The following is a 15,371-nucleotide window of genomic DNA, read 5'->3' on the forward strand; positions in this document are numbered from 1 at the left end:
GTCGGACGTCTGTCACCGGTCCACGCCTCCCATCACCGGGTCGATCCCGGCCACCGCGACGATGACGTCGGCCACCTGGCCGCCCTCGCACATCGCCGCCATCGTCTGCAGATTGGTGAACGACGGGTCCCGGAAGTGGACCCGGTACGGGCGGGTGCCGCCGTCGCTGACCACGTGCACGCCCAGCTCGCCCTTGGGGGACTCGACCGCCGTGTAGGCCTGGCCGACCGGGACCCGGAAGCCCTCGGTGACCAGCTTGAAGTGGTGGATCAGGGCCTCCATGGAGGTGCCCATGATCTTCCGGATGTGGTCGAGGGAGTTGCCCATCCCGTCCGGGCCGACGGCGAGTTGGGCCGGCCAGGCGATCTTCTTGTCGGCCACCATGACCGGGCCGGGGCGCAGCCGGTCCAGGCACTGCTCGACGATCCGCAGCGACTGCTTCATCTCCTCCAGACGGATCAGGAAGCGGCCGTAGGAGTCGGCGCTGTCGGCGATCGCGACCTCGAAGTCGTAGTTCTCGTAACCGCAGTACGGGTCGGTCTTGCGCAGGTCGTGCGGCAGGCCGGTGGCGCGCAGGATCGGGCCGGTGGCGCCGAGGGCCAGGCAGCCGGGCAGGTCGAGGAAGCCGACGTCGACCAGGCGGGCCTTGAACACCGGGTTGCCGGTGGCGAGTTTGTCGTACTCGTGCATCCGGGAGCGGAGGGTCTTCACGGCCTCGCGGATCTGGTCGACCGCTCCGGGCGGGAGGTCCTGGGCGAGGCCGCCGGGGCGGACGTAGGCGTGGTTCATCCGCAGACCGGTGACCAGCTCGAAGACGTCCAGGATCAGCTCGCGGTCGCGGAAGCCGTAGATCATCAGCGTGGTGGAGCCGATCTCCATGCCGCCGGTGGCCAGGCAGACCAGGTGGGAGGAGATCCGGTTGAGCTCCATCATCAGCACCCGGATGACACTGGCCCGCTCGGGGATGTCGTCGGTGATGCCGAGCAGCTTCTCGACCGCCAGGCAGTAGGCGGTCTCGTTGAACAGCGGGGTCAGGTAGTCCATGCGGGTCACGAAGGTGGTGCCCTGGACCCAGCTGCGGAACTCCATGTTCTTCTCGATGCCGGTGTGGAGGTAGCCGATGCCGCAGCGGGCCTCCGTCACGGTCTCGCCGTCGATCTCCAGGATCAGCCGCAACACCCCGTGGGTGGAGGGGTGCTGGGGGCCCATGTTGACGATGATGCGCTCGTCGTCGGCCCGGCCGACGGCCTCGACCACCTCGCCCCAGTCGCCGCCGGTGACCGTGAAGACCCGGCCCTCGGTGGTGTCCCGGGCGCCGGCCTCGGCGGCGCCGTCGCGCTGCGTCTCCTCGTAGTGCTGGGTGTTCATCAGCTGTACGACCTCCGCTGGTCGGGCGCCGGGATCTGGGCGCCCTTGTACTCGACGGGGATGCCGCCGAGCGGGTAGTCCTTGCGCTGCGGGTGGCCCAGCCAGTCGTCCGGCATCATGATCCGGGTGAGCGCCGGGTGGCCCTCGAAGACCAGGCCGAAGAAGTCGTAGGCCTCGCGCTCGTGCCAGTCGTTGGTCGGGTAGACGCTGACCACGGACGGGATGCGCGGATCGGCGTCCGGCGCGGTGACCTCCAGCCGGATCAGCCGGCCGTGGGTGATCGAGCGCAGGTGGTAGACCGCGTGCAGTTCGCGGCCCTGGTCGCCCGGGTGGTGCACGCCGCTCACGCCGAGGCAGAGCTCGAAGCGCAGCGCCGGGTCGTCGCGCAGGGTGCGGGCGGTGCGCAGCAGGTGCTCGCGGGCGATGTGGAAGGTGATCTCGGCGCGGTCGACGACGGTCTTCTCGATCACCTCGGCCGGGTCGAGGCCCTGTTCCTCCAGGGCGCCCTCCAGCTCGTCGGCGACCTCGTCGAACCAGCCGCCGTACGGGCGCTCGCTGGCCGGCGGCAGCGCGATCGGGGCGACCAGCCCGCCGAAGCCTGAGGTGTCGCCGCTGTCCTGGGCGCCGAACATGCCCTGCCGGCGGCCGACCACCTCGACCGGAATCTCGCGGTGCGGCTGCTCGCGCCGGGTCTCGGGTACCTGCTCGTTCATCGCAGCAGCCCCCGCATCTCGCTCACCGGGGTCGCCTGCAGCGCGAGGGCCTCGCCCAGCTCCTCGGCGCGGCGCTTGTTCACGCCGAGCGGCTCGTGCTGAATCTTGTCGTGCAGCTTCAGGATCGCGTCCATCAGCATCTCCGGGCGGGGCGGGCAGCCGGGCAGGTAGATGTCCACCGGGACGATGTGGTCGACGCCCTGCACGATCGCGTAGTTGTTGAACATCCCGCCCGAGGAGGCGCAGACCCCCATCGAGATGACCCACTTCGGATTGGCCATCTGGTCGTAGACCTGGCGCAACACCGGGGCCATCTTCTGGCTCACCCGGCCCGCTACGATCATCAGGTCGGCCTGCCGGGGGGAGCCCCGGAACACCTCCATGCCGAACCGGGCCAGGTCGTAGCGGCCCGCGCCGGTGGTCATCATCTCGATCGCGCAGCAGGCCAGCCCGAAGGTGGCCGGGAAGAGCGACGCCTTGCGCACCCAGCCGGCGGCCGTCTCCACGGTCGTGAGCAGAAAGCCGCTCGGCAGCTTCTCCTCGATTCCCATCAGATCCCTCTCAATGCCCTCAAGTCCGTTGGCTTGTCCGCATGTTCACAAAGTCAGCGGTCAGTCCCACTCCAGACCGCCGCGGCGCCAGACGTAGGCGTAGGCGACGAAGACGGTGGCGATGAACAGGAGCATCTCGACCAGTCCGAAGATCCCCAGGGCGTCGAAGCTCACGGCCCACGGGTAGAGGAAGACGATCTCGATGTCGAAGACGATGAAGAGCATCGCCGTGAGGTAGTACTTGATCGGGAACCGACCGCCGCCCACGGGCTGCGGGGTCGGCTCGATGCCGCACTCGTACGCCTCCAGCTTGGCCCGGTTGTAGCGCTTGGGGCCGGTCAGTGAGGCCATCACGACGGAGCCGACCGCGAACGCCGCCGCGATGGCACCGAGTACGAGGATCGGCGCGTAGGCATTCATAGCCCCGCTCCCTCCGTCCAGTCGTCCTTGACTGCAGATCGGAACCGACGGGTCACGCTGCGGTGAACCCGGCGTTCCAGTTCCCGAGATCCACCTCATGTGAGGCAGTTCACAAAGCCTGGAACGAGCGCATCCTATGCCCGTCGGCTTGTGATCTGCGACACGCAGTTCAAGCCGATCTTTGTGATCTCCGCCACCTCGTGAATCGCCACGAAGGTGAACATGGCGAGATTTGTCAACGCAAAGAAGTCAAATGGTCACAAGCAGTCGCATTCACCTGCGAAGTGGCAGGTCAGGGCCGCGCACCTATATCAACTATGCATCGCTGAGAGCAAATTTCTGGGCGACATGTTGACGTGTTATAGCGGCTCACCCGCAGGGGTGGCGGCTCCGCGAACGTCCGCTTGACCCTTCGTTCACAAGCGCGCGAGCGGTGCTCAGGCGCCGCTCTCCCAGGCCCAGGCGGCGATGCCCACCCGGTTCCGGGCACCGAGCTTCCGCTGGACCGAGGCCAGGTGGTTCTTCACCGTCCCGGCGCTGATGAACAGCTCCGCCGCGATCTCGGCGTTGGTCGCGCCATCCCCGACCAACCGCGCGATCTCCTTCTCCCTCGCCGTGAGTTCCTCGACCGGACCGACCCTCGGGCGCTCCGCCGCCCGTCCGCCCGGCGCCCGTCCGCCCGCCGGTCCCTGCGATGCGCCGCCCGACAGCCGGCGCAGCAGCCGAACGGTGATCTGCGGGCTGATCAACGCGTCCCCCGCGACGGCCGACCGGACCGCCTCGGCCAGCAGCGCCGGCCCCGAGCGTTTGAGCAGGAAGCCCGCCGCACCCGCCCGGATCGCCTCATGCACGTATTCGTCCAGGTCGAAGGTGGTCACCACGACCACCCGGAACTCCCCGCCCAATTGTCTGGTCAGCTCCAGCCCGTCCAGCCGGGGCATCCGGATGTCGGCGAGGATCACGTCCGGCCGCAGCCGCCGGGCCAGGGCGACCGCCGCCTCGCCGTCCGCGGCCTCGTTCACCACCTCGATGTCCGGCTGGGCGTCGAGGATGATCCGGTACGCGCTGCGGATCGCCTCGTCGTCGTCGGCGAGCAGCACCCTGATGGTCATCGGCCCACGTCTCCTTCCGTTCGTGCCGTGCCGGCCGTACGTGCCGTGGACGCCGTACCCGTACGTAGCGGCCGTGCCGACCGTGCCGAGCACGGCGTCCGTACCGATCGAGACGGCCGCGCCCTCCCTGCGACGAGTGCGGTCGGACCGGTCACCACGCCTTCAGCGGCATGACCACCGCCACCTGCCAGCCGCCGTCCTCCCGGCCGGAGACGAGCGTGCCGCCCAGCGCCTCCACCCGGGCGGCCAGCCCCGCCAGCCCGCTGCCGCCCCGGCGCGGCCCGGACGGCTGCGGCGCCGCACCGCCGTCGTCCCGTACCCGCACCGTCAACCGCCGGCCCTCGCGGCGCACCCGGACCTCGACCACCCGGGCGGCCGGTGCGTGCCGCCGCACATTGGTCAGGGCCTCCACCACGACCCGGTAGGCGGTGGCCGCCACCTCCCGGGGGATCCCCGGATCCTCCGCCGGGGCGTCCAGTCGCACCGCCACTCCACCCGAGTCCGCGAACCGCTCGGTGAGTTCGGCCAGCTCGGCCAGGCCGGGCTGCGGACCGCGCTCCGGACCGTCCGCGTCCTCGCTGCGCAGCAGGTGAACGGTCCGGTCGAGCGAGGCCAGGGCCTGCAGCCCGGCCTGCTCTATCCGCTCGAACAGGGCGGCCGCCCGCACCGGGTCGGAGGCCGCCAGCACCATGCCCGCCTGCGCCTGGGCGACCATCCCGCTGACGTCATGGGCGACGAAGTCGTGGAGGTCGTGGGCGAGTTCGAGGCGCTGGGAGCGCCGGGCGGCGGCCACCGAGCGGAGCCGGGTGTCGTCCAGCCCGCGCAGGTAGAGCCCGGTCAGGACGGCCGGCAGCGCGAGGACCGAGCCGAACCCGAACAGGGTCAGTGCGTCCTGCGGGCCCTCGATCGCCTGGAACCGGGAGAGCCACAGGGCGACCGCGCCGCCGATCGTCCAGACCGCCAGCGCCCCGCGCCGGCCGCCCTCGGCCCGCAGTGCCACGACCACCAGGAGGAGGAGCAGGGCGAGTTCGATCAGCCCGGCCAGTCCCGGCCAGCGGTCGGCCTCCCGCCACCGGCCGGCGGCCCAGACGCCGGCCGTGGCCGCGGCCGACACGGCACCGGCCGCGCCGGCCACCGCCGCCATCCCGAGCCGGGACCGCAGCAGCCACCCGAGGAGGACCGCCACCGGGCCCGCCAACGCCAGCATCTGACTCATCGTCGCCTCCTTCCTGCGGGAAGCCTACGGACCCGCGGAGCGCTCCGCCTGTGCCGATCGGCACATTTCCGCACCCGTTCCGAGCAGCCAAGACAGCCCGATCGGCACTGATGGGAGCCCCCTGCCGACGGCCACTCTTGATCCCGTCGGACCGGCCACCGCGGCCGGTCCTGGAGAGGAGTCCGTACCGTGTCCACCACCGCACCCGCCGTACCGGCCGCCCGCAACTCCCGCATCGGCCGTACCTCCCGGGCCGTCCCGCCGGCCGGCACCCCGCGCTGGGCCGAGCTGGCCGCCCGCGCCACCGTCTGGACGACCGTCCCGTCCGGGCTCTGGCGGATCGCCCTCGGTGTGGGCGTCCCGGTCGGCTTCAGCGGGGAGCTCGCCGCGGCCTTCGATCCCTACGTCCCCGGCTGGGGCACCGTGTACGTCGTCGCGCTCAGCGGGTTGGCCGAGCTGCTGGCCTTCCTCACCCTGGGGCTGGTGCGGCCCTGGGGCGAGGTGTTCCCGCGCTGGATCCCGCTGATCGGCGGCCGTGCCGTCCCGCCGCTCGCCGCGATCGTCCCGGCGGCCCTCGGCTCCGCCGCCCTGACCGCGCTCTGGCTGTCGGCCCTGTTCGGCGGCTGGGCCTCGGCGATGAGCGATCCGGACGCCCCACACGGCCTCGCCGGGGCGATCATGACCCTCTGCTACCTGCCTCTGGTCGCCTGGGGTCCGCTGCTTGCCGCGGTCACCGTCGCCTACGCCCGCCGCACCCTGGGGCGTCGCCGGTGACCACCGCACCTCGGCGTCAGGCCGCCATCCGCTCCCGCTCCGCCTGTGCCGCCTGCGGCCGCGGCACCGCGGCGGTGCGCCGGCCCCACTCGGTGCCGACCAGGACGAGGGCGCCGCCCACCAGGGCGAGCGGCCCGAGGTGGTTGCCCGCCAGGGTGATGCCGAACACCGCCGCCCAGAGCGGTTCGGTGCCCAGCAGCAGGCTGACCCGGGAGGGCGAGGTGGTGCGGACGGCCCACATCTGCACGAAGAACGCGAACAGCGTGCAGAGCAGCGCCAGATGCAGCAGCCAGCCCCACTGGGCCGGCCCGAAGGCGGCCGCGACCGTCCAGGGCGAGGGACCGGCGAACGGCGCGACGACGGCGAACACCAGTGTCGCGGTCGCGAGCTGGACCCAGGTGACGGCCAGCGTGTCGCTCTCCCGGATCGCCCGGGTCCGGGCGGTGGCCAGCACACTGACCGTCCGCACCACGGCGGCGCCGAGCACCAGCAGGTCCCCCGGGGCCGGAGCCCGCAGTCCGCCGTCCCCGGTGAGCAGCGCGATGCCCACCAGCGCCAGACCGGCCGCCGCGAGGAAGGAGCGCGGCAGCGGCGCCCGGGCCAGCGCGCTCTCCGCCAGCGGGGTGAACACGATCGTGAGGCTGATGATCAGGCCCGCGTTGGTCGCCGAGGTGTGCACCGCGCCGAACGTCTCCAGGAGGAAGATCGCACCGAGCACCAGCCCCAGCCCGGCCCCGCCCAGCCACTCGGCGCGCCGCAACCGCCGCAGCGGCCGCCAGGCGGCCAGACCCAGGACGGGCAGCACCAGGCCGAACCGCAGGACCAGCATCGCCACCACCGTCCCCGGTTCGGCCACCCGCTGCACCGCCAGGAAGCTCGATCCCCACACCACCGCCACCAGCAGGACCGGCAGATCACGCATCGGAGCGGAGGACGGAGCACGCACGGCGGAGCCTCTCGAAGCGAAGGGAGAGCGGCCACACGAGGGTCACGCACGTCGTCGGACGGATCCCGGAGCGGAGCGGGGTCCGCCATCCTCGCGCACCGCCCCGCACCGGATCAACGGTTTCCCACCCCCTACCGGATCTCCACCCCGCCGTGGATGATGTCGCCATGCCAAAGCAGCCGTCCCCCACCCACCGGAAGGCCACTCACGTGACGCGCACGCACTGGGCGTTGATCGCCGCCGCCACCGTCCTGCCGCTCGTCGCGAGCACCGGCACCGCCGTCGCGGACACCCCGTCGACCGGGTCCGGCACCGGCGCGGCCGGGGTCACCTGCACCTACACCCCGGCCGTCCCCGCCGACAACTTCAAGGGCATCCCGGTCTTCGACGCCCGGAAGGCGGCCAAGCCCTACAAGGCGACCTTGAAGACCACCCAGGGCTCGATCACCTTCCAGGCGCTCACCGACAAGGCGCCCTGCACGACCTTCTCCTTCCGCTTCCTCGCCGAGCGCGACTACTTCGACCGCAGCCACTGCCACCGGCTCACCACCCAGCGGCTCTTCGTCCTGCAGTGCGGCGACCCGACCGGGACCGGCAGCGGCGGCCCGGGCTACTCCTTCCCCGACGAGAACCTGGAGGGCGCCACCTACCCGGCCGGCACCGTCGCGATGGCCAACGCGGGGCCCAACACCAATGGCAGCCAGTTCTTCTTCGTCTGGAAGGACACCAAGCTCTCCCCCGCCTACACCCCGTTCGGCCGGGTCACCGAGGGCCTGGACGTGCTGCAGAAGATCGCCGCCGGTGGCGAGGACGACCAGAACAACCCCGGTGACGGCTTCCCCACCCTGCCGGTGAACATCCGCAACGTGAAGATCTCCGCCCGCTGAGCCACCCACCGGACTCCCGTACGGTGGAGCAGGCCACGACCGGCCACCGCCAGGCCAGGAACAGGCCCGGAACAGGCCATCGACACCGTACGGGAGCGGCACCGCATGGACAGCAGGATCTGGGAAAGCGTCGACCACCTGGTCGCCTGGCTCGACGAGCAGAGCCCGCTCCCCCCGCAGGAGGAGCGGCTCGCCCGGATCCTCAAGCTCTCCGAGGAGGTCGGCGAGGTCAGTGCCGCCGTGATCGGCGCCACCGGCCAGAACCCGCGCAAGGGCGTCACCCACAGCTGGGAGGACGTCCAGCACGAGCTGTGCGACGTGGTCTTCTCGGCCCTGGTCGCGCTGCGCACGCTGACCCCGGACGCGGCGCGGGTCTTCGCCGACCGCCTCGCCTACGTCGAGCAGCGCTCCGCAGCCAGCCGCGCCGACGCAGGCCGCCCGACGGACAGCCCGACGGACAGCCCGGCCGGCTGACGAGGGCCCGGCCGACGGCGGCCGGCCCGCGGCCGCCGGTCAGGCGTTCGGCGCGGCCTTGGCCAGGCCGTTGATGATGCGGTCCATGGCGTCGCCGCCCTGCGGGTCGGTGAGGTTGGCGAGGAGCTTGAGGACGAACCTCATCAGCATCGGGTGGGTCAGCCCGCGCTGGGTGGCGAGCTGCATCACCTTCGGGTTGCCGATGAGCTTCACGAAGGCCCGGCCGAGCGTGTAGTAGCCGCCGTAGACGTCCTTGAGGATGCGCGGGTAGGCCTGGAGCGCGCGCTCCCGGCCGCCGTCGGTCACCCGGGCGAGGGCCTGCACGATCACCCCGGCGGCGATCTGTCCGGATTCCATCGCGTAGGCGATGCCCTCGCCGTTGAACGGGTTGACCATGCCGCCGGCGTCGCCGACCAGTAGCAGGCCGCGGGTGTAGTGCGGCTGCCGGTTGAACGCCATCGGCAGGGCTGCCCCGCGGATCGGGTCGGTCATGTTCTCCGGCGTGTAGCCCCACTCCTCCGGCATGCTCGCGCACCAGGCCTTGAGCACCTCGCGCCAGTCCAGCTCGCCGAAGGCCGGCGAGGAGTTGAGGATGCCGAGGCCGACGTTCGAGGTGCCGTCGCCCATGCCGAAGACCCAGCCGTAGCCGGGCAGCAGCTTGCGCTCCCCGCCGCGGGTGTCCCACAGCTCCAGCCAGGACTCCAGGTAGTCGTCGTCGTGGCGCGGGGAGGTGAAGTAGGTGCGGTAGGCGACGCCCATCGGACGGTCCTCCCTGCGGTGCAGGCCCATGGCCAGCGAGAGCCGGGTGGAGTTGCCGTCGGCGGCCACGACCAGCGGGGCGCGGAACGTCACCGGCCGCTTCTCCTCGCCCAGCCGGGCGGTGACCCCGACGATCCGGCCGGTCCGCTCGTCCAGCACCGGGCCGCTGACGTTGCAGCGCTCGTAGAGCCGGGCCCCGGCCTTCTCGGCCTGCCGGGCGAGCAGCTCGTCGAAGTCGGCGCGCTTGCGGACCAGACCGTAGTCCGGGAAGGCCGACAGCTCGGGCCAGTCCAGCTCCAGCCGGACCCCGCCGCCGATGATCCGCAGCCCCTTGTTGTGCAGCCAGCCGTTCTCGGTGGACACGTCGATGCCCATGTCCACCAGCTGCTTGGTGGCCCGGGGGGTGAGGCCGTCGCCGCAGACCTTCTCCCGGGGGAAGCTGGTCTTCTCCAGCAGCAGCACGTCCAGGCCGGCCTGCGCGAGGTGGTACGCGGTGGTGGACCCGGCCGGGCCCGCGCCGACCACGATGACGTCCGCGGTGCTCTCCACAACGCCTGCGCTCAGGTCAACGGCGGTCTCGGACACGGTGGGCACACTCCTGCTGGGGGTCGGCCGGCCGGCGGGGGCCGGCCCGGCTGGGCTTGGACGAGTCTACGAGCTGCGGACGCAGCTGCGGCCGGTCAGACCTTGTAGGCCCGGTGCAGGGCGACGATCCCGCCGGTCAGGTTGCGCCAGGCCACCTTGGACCAGCCGGCCTCCTGCATCAGGGCGGCCAGCGCCGGCTGGTCGGGCCACTCGCGGATCGACTCGGCGAGGTAGACGTACGCGTCCGGGTTGCTGCTGACCGCGGTGGCGACCGGCGGCAGCGCGCGCATCAGGTACTCGGTGTAGACCGTCCGGAAGGGCGTCCAGGTCGGCGTGGAGAACTCGCAGATGACCAGCTTGCCGCCGGGCTTGGTGACCCGCAGCATCTCGCTCAGCGCCGCCTCGGTGTCGTGGACGTTGCGCAGTGCGAAGGAGATCGTCACCGAGTCGAAGGTGTCGTCGGCGAACGGCAGCCTGGTGGCGTCCCCGGCGGTCAGCGCCAGCTCGGGGTGGCGGCGCTTGCCCTCGGCGAGCATGCCGACCGAGAAGTCGCACGGGACGACCTGCGCCCCGGCCTCGGCGAAGGGCAGCGAGGAGGTGCCGGTCCCGGCCCCGAGGTCGAGCACGACGTCCCCGGGACCGGCGGCCACCGCCTCGGCCACCGCCCGGCGCCAGGCACGGGCCTGGCCGAGCGAGAGAACGTCGTTGGTGCGGTCGTACTTGGCCGCGACGTCGTCGAACATGGCGGCGACTTCGTGCGGCTGCTTGTCCAGGGAGGCTCGGGTCACGCCCCCATTGTTCACCCTGGCTCCGCCGATCCGGGCAAGGGGGCGTCCCCCGGGCACCGACGGGACACTCATGGACCACACCTGGACGCGCCGGGAGCACCCGGGAGCACCCCGGCAACGCGCCGGCAGCGCATCCAGCGCGCCCGGGGCTCGCCGCACCGTTCGCGCGCGGCCTCAGTGCAGGCCGCGCCGCCCGCCCGCGCGGCGCCGCCGGCGCGAGCGCTTGCCCTGCGTTATCGCGGGCATCCCGTCGGCCAGCGCCTCGGTCGCCAGGGCGACGGTGGTGGCCAGCCGGTTCTGCCCGCTCCGGACGGCCAGCGCCCTCCGGTGCCGCCGGATCTTCAGCATGCAGACCGCGAACAGCAGCACCGCCACCGGCACGCTGAACCGGGCCAGCCCGACGCCGACCGGCTGCGGGTAGGTGTCACCGCAGATCCGCACGGCCTTCGGCTCGTCGGCCGCGTGCTCCAGGCAGATGGTGTCCCCGAGCTTGGTGCCGTCGGCCAGTGGCAGCGCCGTGGCGGTGCGGTGCTGACCGGCCGCCTGGTAGCTGACGGTGCTGTAGGAGCCGCCGCCGGTCTGCAGCTGGGTCACCACGCCGTCGACCCGCACCGGGTGGGCGCCGATCCGGTCGGCCTGCTCCGCCTGACGCCACCCCAGCAGGCACATCCCGACGGCCAGCACGGCGCTGAGCACGGCGGTGAGGTACCAGCCTCGGCCCAACCGCGGGGATCGCTGCGGGGGGACGGTCGCGGATCGCATGGTTCCTGTCCTGGCTTGCGTTCGGGGCCTGGGACGGGGCCCCGCCGCCCGCGGGCACGGGCGAGGTGTGGTGAGGGTACGAGCTGAGCCGGATGCTATCCGCTGGCGGGCCCTCAGGTCACGGCGAAGGGGCAATCAGGCCAGGGGGGTGAAGCCACAGTTCAGCGGCATACGAAGCAAGTCCCGCACACCGCACGGGAGTACGAGGAAACCCGGCGGGACGGTGCGCCTACCGACGAGTAGGGTGTGACCGGAACCGACCCCGGCGCCCGCTCAGCGCCGCCGGAACACCAGCCGGCCGGCCAGCACGGTGGCCCGGCACTCCCCGGCCTCCGGCCCGTCCGGCCGTCCCTGCGCCCGCGCCTCAGCCTGCCCCTGCCCCTGCCCCTGCGAAGCGAACACCCCGCCGGGGGCGAACACCGCGAAGTCCGCCCGGCCCCCGGCCGCCACCCGGCCGTGCACCGCCTCGGCGAGCGGCAGCACCGCCAACGGGTCCAGCGGCCCCGCCCCCGTGCCGGCTTCCGCGCCCGCACGCGCCCCCGCGACCACCCCGCCCCCCGGCAGCACGGCCAGCCCCGAACGGGCCACCGCCGTCCGCACCGAGGCGCGCTCGAACGGTCCGGCCACCGCCGTCACTCCGCAGCCGAGCATCCGCTGCAGCCCGCGCCGGGCGCTCCCCCCGCAGCGCGTCTCGTCCCGCTCCCCCGCCAGCCCGTCCGGCACGGGCTCGTCCCCGACCCCTTCACGCGGGTCCGGGTGGTACGCCCGCTCCAGCAGCCAGTGCCCGTACGGGTTGCGCAGCCCGGGCGTGAGCAGCGCGTCGCCCCAGTCCCGGACCCGGGCGGCCGGGTGCGCCGCCGCCAGCCCGGCGTACGGGCCGACCGCCTCGACCAGCTCGCCGCGCACCAGCACCGCCCCGTCGGCGAGGGACGGGGCGGTGGGATCGGCCGGGTCGGGCAGCACGAGGGCGGCCCGGTGCAGGGTCAGCACGGCGGGACGGCGCCTCAGTCGTTGTCGAGGATCTTCAGCTCGGGGTGCGCGGTGCCGCCCTCGATCGCGGTGGAGGCGATGTGCGAGGCGACCCGCGGGTCGACCGGGTCGTTGGCCGGGTCGTCCAGCACCCGCAGGTGCTCGTACGTGGTCGAGCGCTGCGCGGGGACGCGGTCGGCGGCCCGGATCAGGTGGATCAGCTCGGTGAGGTTGGACCGGTGCTTGGCGCCGGCGGCCGAGACCACGTTCTCCTCCAGCATGACCGAGCCGAGGTCGTCCGCGCCGTAGTGCAGCGACAGCTGGCCCGCCTCCTTGCCGGTGGTCAGCCAGGAGCCCTGGATGTGCGCGACGTTGTCGAGGAACAGGCGGGCGATGGCGATCATCCGCAGGTACTCGAAGACGGTCGCCTGGGTCGACCCCTTCAGGTGGTTGTTCTGCGGCTGGTAGGTGTACGGGATGAAGGCCCGGAAGCCGCCGGTGCGGTCCTGCACGTCGCGGATCATCCGCAGGTGCTCGATCCGCTCGGCGTTGGTCTCGCCGGTGCCCATCAGCATGGTGGAGGTGGACTCCACGCCCAGGGTGTGGGCGGTCTCCATGATCTCCAGCCAGCGCTCGCCGGACTCCTTGAGCGGCGCGATCGCCTTGCGCGGGCGCTCCGGCAGCAGCTCGGCGCCGGCGCCGGCGAAGGAGTCCAGGCCCGCCCGGTGGATCCGGGTGATCGCCTCCTCGATGGAGACGCCGGAGATCCGCGCCATGTGGTCGACCTCGGACGCGCCCAGCGAGTGGATCACCAGCTGCGGGAAGTCCGCCTTGATCGCCGAGAAGGCGCGCTCGTAGTACTCGACGCCGTAGTCCGGGTGGTGGCCGCCCTGGAACATGATCTGGGTGCCGCCCAGCTCGACGGTCTCGGCGCAGCGGCGCAGGATCTCGTCGAGGTCGCGGGACCAGCCCTTGTCGCTCTTCGGCGGCACGTAGAAGGCGCAGAACTTGCACGCCGTCACGCAGACGTTGGTGTAGTTGATGTTGCGCTCGATGATGTACGTCGCGATGTGCTCGGTGCCCGCGTAGCGGCGGCGGCGCACCGCGTCGGCCGCCGAGCCGAGCGCGTGCAGCGGGGCGGAGCGGTAGAGCTCCAGCGCCTCCTCCGGGCTGATCCGGCCACCGCCGGCCGCCCGGTCGAGCACGGCCTGCAGGTCGGTGCTGGGCGCATCGAGGGTGGTCGCTGCGAGCTCGGACACCTGGCGGCCTTCTCTCTCTCGGGTACTGCACGTGCTACGTGTGCGGCGGGTGCGACCACGCCGTGCCGGGGCACCGGGTCGCATCCGGTTCAGCCTACGCCAGCGCTCTGCGGCGCCCGCGCCAGCCCGCCCACCGCGCCCGCCCGCGCCAGCCATCCACCGCGCCCCGCCCGCTGCGCCCGCCACTGCGGCGGCGGCGTCCCGGACGGCCCCGCCACCGGAGCCGTCCGGGACGGCCCCGCTCAGGCCACCGGCGCCGGCTCCAGCAGCCGGACGGCCACGTCGGGGGCGAAGCCGCTGTCGTGCGCGACCCGCCGGGCGAACTCGGCGACCCCGGCCAGCTGCCGCTCGCCGAGCGAGAAGTCCAGCGCCTCGCTGAAGTACCGCTCCAGCACCCCCGCGTCGAAGGCCTCCCAGCGGGCGGCCTGCTCGGCCACCTCGCGGGCCTCGACCAGCGAGAGGTCCCGGGACTCCAGGAAGGCCCGGTGGACGGCCGCGGTCAGCCCGGGGCGCCGCTCGGCGAAGTCGCGGCGGGCGGCCCAGACGGCGAAGACGAACGGCAGCCCGGTCCACTCCTTCCACATCTCGCCCAGGTCGTGCACGGCCAGGCCCTGTTCGGCCGCCTGCCCCAGGTAGGCACGGAGCGCCGGGTCCCCGATCAGCACGGCCGCGTCGGCCTCGGCCAGCATCGCGTCCAGGTCGGGCGGGCAGCTGAAGTACTCCGGCCGGACCCCTTCGCGCTCCTCCAGCAGCAGCCGGGCGAGCCGGACGGAGGTGCGGCTGGTGGAGCCGAGCGCGACCCGCCGGCCGTCCAGCTCGGCGAGCGGCAGCTTGCTGACGATCACGCAGGACATCACCGGACCGTCGCTGCCCACGGCGATGTCCGGGAGCACCAGCAGTTCGTCCGCGTGCCGCAGGTACTCCACACAGGTGATCGGTCCGATGTCCAGGGAACCGTCGACCAGCTGGTCGCTCAGCTTCTCCGGGGTGTCCTTGGTGAGGTCCAGATCGAGCAGATTGCCGGTCCTGGCCAGCCCCCAGTAGAGGGGGACGCAGTTGAGGAACTGAATATGCCCGACCCGGGGCCGGGCCGGGGTGTTCTCCCGGGGCTCCCGCGTTTCCGCATCCGGTACTGCCACTGCGCCGCTCCCTTGCTGTTCGTGCGCCTCCCCGCAGCGTATGCCCGCCGCCCCGGGAGCCCCGCACCGCCCTTCCGGGGACGCACCGGGATGCCCCGCCGGGGCCCGCACAGAGCGTCACAACGCCCTTGCGACACGCGCTGTCCAGCCCGTAAGTCACCCCTGGTCGTCACAGCAGTCGCATGCTAGCGTTGCCCTCAGTTGCAGTTTGATTCCCCTTGCAGTACTTGAAGCCTGCGGAGCATGTAACCGCAGGCTTTTTGTAGTTTTTCAGCAATATCGAAAAACTCCGGACCCATCCGGAGGCAGGGCGATCAGCGCAGCGGACCGGGTGGCCACACGGTGTGGTCCCCGACACGTCCCTCGCAAGGAGAACGGCATGGCTCAGGGAACCGTCAAGTGGTTCAACGCTGAGAAGGGCTTCGGCTTCATCGCCCAGGATGGCGGCGGCCCCGACGTCTTCGTCCACTACTCCGCCATCAACGCGAGCGGTTTCCGCTCGCTGGAGGAGAACCAGGCGGTCAGCTTCGACGTCACCCAGGGCCCGAAGGGCCCGCAGGCGGAGAACGTCACCGTTATCTGACCATCCTCAATGATGATCTGATCGCTCGGGACCCCACCGGGTCCGCCGACGGCCCGCGGCCGTCAC

The 15,371-nt window shown here is 72.3% G+C and carries 17 protein-coding genes; 4 read left to right on the plus strand and 13 right to left on the minus strand.

All coding sequences use genetic code 11. The annotated features are described in order from the left end of the window. Window positions 1-12: 12 nt before the first annotated feature. The 6 genes from ACF1AK_RS05435 to ACF1AK_RS05460 form a co-directional block, all read right to left on the minus strand. Window positions 13-1,368, minus strand: coding sequence for an NADH-quinone oxidoreductase subunit D (locus ACF1AK_RS05435; RefSeq protein ID WP_391497453.1), 1,356 nt, complete (start codon window positions 1,366-1,368; stop codon window positions 13-15). After that, window positions 1,368-2,081: an NADH-quinone oxidoreductase subunit C gene (locus ACF1AK_RS05440; protein WP_391497454.1), complete on the minus strand. Its 714-nt coding sequence runs from the start codon at window positions 2,079-2,081 to the stop codon at window positions 1,368-1,370. The genes ACF1AK_RS05435 and ACF1AK_RS05440 overlap by 1 nt, the downstream gene beginning before the upstream one ends. Then, a complete protein-coding gene (locus ACF1AK_RS05445) occupies window positions 2,078-2,632 on the minus strand; it encodes an NADH-quinone oxidoreductase subunit B family protein (protein ID WP_030300882.1) in 555 nt (184 codons plus the stop codon). The genes ACF1AK_RS05440 and ACF1AK_RS05445 overlap by 4 nt, the downstream gene beginning before the upstream one ends. A gap of 60 nt (window positions 2,633-2,692) precedes the next feature. Further along, on the minus strand, window positions 2,693-3,052 hold the full coding sequence (locus tag ACF1AK_RS05450; protein WP_014137597.1) for an NADH-quinone oxidoreductase subunit A: 360 nt from the start codon (window positions 3,050-3,052) through the stop codon (window positions 2,693-2,695). A gap of 437 nt (window positions 3,053-3,489) precedes the next feature. Then, on the minus strand, window positions 3,490-4,164 hold the full coding sequence (locus tag ACF1AK_RS05455; RefSeq protein ID WP_391497455.1) for a response regulator: 675 nt from the start codon (window positions 4,162-4,164) through the stop codon (window positions 3,490-3,492). Between the two features lie 151 nt (window positions 4,165-4,315). Beyond that, a complete protein-coding gene (locus ACF1AK_RS05460; RefSeq protein WP_391497456.1) occupies window positions 4,316-5,380 on the minus strand; it encodes a sensor histidine kinase in 1,065 nt (354 codons plus the stop codon). Between the two features lie 189 nt (window positions 5,381-5,569). On the opposite strand from ACF1AK_RS05460, the gene ACF1AK_RS05465 reads away from it, so the two are divergent. After that, complete coding sequence (locus ACF1AK_RS05465; RefSeq protein ID WP_391497457.1) at window positions 5,570-6,154, plus strand: hypothetical protein; 585 nt, start codon at window positions 5,570-5,572, stop codon at window positions 6,152-6,154. 16 nt (window positions 6,155-6,170) lie between these two features. Here the strand turns inward: ACF1AK_RS05465 and ACF1AK_RS05470 are convergent, their stop codons facing one another. Continuing rightward, a complete protein-coding gene (locus ACF1AK_RS05470) occupies window positions 6,171-7,076 on the minus strand; it encodes a DMT family transporter (protein ID WP_391497458.1) in 906 nt (301 codons plus the stop codon). 191 nt (window positions 7,077-7,267) lie between these two features. Here ACF1AK_RS05470 and ACF1AK_RS05475 point away from each other — a divergent pair, with 191 nt between their 5' ends. Next, complete coding sequence (locus ACF1AK_RS05475; protein WP_391497459.1) at window positions 7,268-7,987, plus strand: peptidylprolyl isomerase; 720 nt, start codon at window positions 7,268-7,270, stop codon at window positions 7,985-7,987. A 105-nt stretch (window positions 7,988-8,092) separates the two neighbouring features. Continuing rightward, window positions 8,093-8,461 (plus strand): MazG-like family protein, encoded by a 369-nt coding sequence (locus ACF1AK_RS05480; RefSeq protein ID WP_391497460.1) that lies wholly within the window; start codon window positions 8,093-8,095, stop codon window positions 8,459-8,461. 39 nt (window positions 8,462-8,500) lie between these two features. On the opposite strand, the gene ACF1AK_RS05485 is transcribed toward ACF1AK_RS05480, so the two are convergent. The 6 genes from ACF1AK_RS05485 to ACF1AK_RS05510 all read right to left on the minus strand — a co-directional run bounded on the left by ACF1AK_RS05485 (window position 8,501) and on the right by ACF1AK_RS05510 (window position 14,722). Next, the gene (locus ACF1AK_RS05485) at window positions 8,501-9,784 is read right to left on the minus strand and encodes a geranylgeranyl reductase family protein (RefSeq protein WP_391498022.1); all 1,284 of its coding nucleotides are present in this window, start codon (window positions 9,782-9,784) and stop codon (window positions 8,501-8,503) included. Window positions 9,785-9,900: 116 nt separating this feature from the next. Further along, the gene (locus tag ACF1AK_RS05490) at window positions 9,901-10,593 is read right to left on the minus strand and encodes a demethylmenaquinone methyltransferase (RefSeq protein ID WP_391497461.1); all 693 of its coding nucleotides are present in this window, start codon (window positions 10,591-10,593) and stop codon (window positions 9,901-9,903) included. A gap of 174 nt (window positions 10,594-10,767) precedes the next feature. Further along, a complete protein-coding gene (locus tag ACF1AK_RS05495) occupies window positions 10,768-11,355 on the minus strand; it encodes a hypothetical protein (protein WP_391497462.1) in 588 nt (195 codons plus the stop codon). Window positions 11,356-11,628: 273 nt separating this feature from the next. Next, window positions 11,629-12,345: a hypothetical protein gene (locus tag ACF1AK_RS05500; protein ID WP_391497463.1), complete on the minus strand. Its 717-nt coding sequence runs from the start codon at window positions 12,343-12,345 to the stop codon at window positions 11,629-11,631. A gap of 14 nt (window positions 12,346-12,359) precedes the next feature. Next, window positions 12,360-13,583 carry a cyclic dehypoxanthinyl futalosine synthase gene (gene mqnC / locus ACF1AK_RS05505; RefSeq protein ID WP_391497464.1) on the minus strand — a complete coding sequence of 408 codons (1,224 nt, stop codon included), beginning with the start codon at window positions 13,581-13,583 and terminating at the stop codon, window positions 12,360-12,362. A gap of 242 nt (window positions 13,584-13,825) precedes the next feature. Further along, on the minus strand, window positions 13,826-14,722 hold the full coding sequence (locus ACF1AK_RS05510) for a menaquinone biosynthetic enzyme MqnA/MqnD family protein (RefSeq protein ID WP_391497465.1): 897 nt from the start codon (window positions 14,720-14,722) through the stop codon (window positions 13,826-13,828). 379 nt (window positions 14,723-15,101) lie between these two features. Here ACF1AK_RS05510 and ACF1AK_RS05515 point away from each other — a divergent pair, with 379 nt between their 5' ends. Next, entirely contained in the window at window positions 15,102-15,305 is a 204-nt protein-coding gene (locus ACF1AK_RS05515; protein ID WP_380286949.1) for a cold-shock protein, read from the plus strand. Window positions 15,306-15,371: the final 66 nt, after the last annotated feature.

Origin of the sequence: Kitasatospora sp. NPDC015120 (assembly GCF_043080305.1) — a bacterium.
GTDB lineage: Bacteria > Actinomycetota > Actinomycetes > Streptomycetales > Streptomycetaceae > Kitasatospora.

Coding starts and splice junctions, on each gene's coding strand:
- ACF1AK_RS05445 (WP_030300882.1), bottom strand. CDS start 2,632: ATGGGAATCGAGGAGAAGCTGCCGAGCGGCTTTCTGCTCACGACCGTG.
- ACF1AK_RS05460 (WP_391497456.1), bottom strand. CDS start 5,380: ATGAGTCAGATGCTGGCGTTGGCGGGCCCGGTGGCGGTCCTCCTCGGG.
- ACF1AK_RS05450 (WP_014137597.1), bottom strand. CDS start 3,052: ATGAATGCCTACGCGCCGATCCTCGTACTCGGTGCCATCGCGGCGGCG.
- ACF1AK_RS05470 (WP_391497458.1), bottom strand. CDS start 7,076: ATGCGTGATCTGCCGGTCCTGCTGGTGGCGGTGGTGTGGGGATCGAGC.
- ACF1AK_RS05495 (WP_391497462.1), bottom strand. CDS start 11,355: ATGCGATCCGCGACCGTCCCCCCGCAGCGATCCCCGCGGTTGGGCCGA.
- ACF1AK_RS05455 (WP_391497455.1), bottom strand. CDS start 4,164: ATGACCATCAGGGTGCTGCTCGCCGACGACGACGAGGCGATCCGCAGC.
- ACF1AK_RS05435 (WP_391497453.1), bottom strand. CDS start 1,368: ATGAACACCCAGCACTACGAGGAGACGCAGCGCGACGGCGCCGCCGAG.
- ACF1AK_RS05515 (WP_380286949.1), top strand. CDS start 15,102: ATGGCTCAGGGAACCGTCAAGTGGTTCAACGCTGAGAAGGGCTTCGGC.
- ACF1AK_RS05480 (WP_391497460.1), top strand. CDS start 8,093: ATGGACAGCAGGATCTGGGAAAGCGTCGACCACCTGGTCGCCTGGCTC.
- ACF1AK_RS05475 (WP_391497459.1), top strand. CDS start 7,268: ATGCCAAAGCAGCCGTCCCCCACCCACCGGAAGGCCACTCACGTGACG.
- ACF1AK_RS05440 (WP_391497454.1), bottom strand. CDS start 2,081: ATGAACGAGCAGGTACCCGAGACCCGGCGCGAGCAGCCGCACCGCGAG.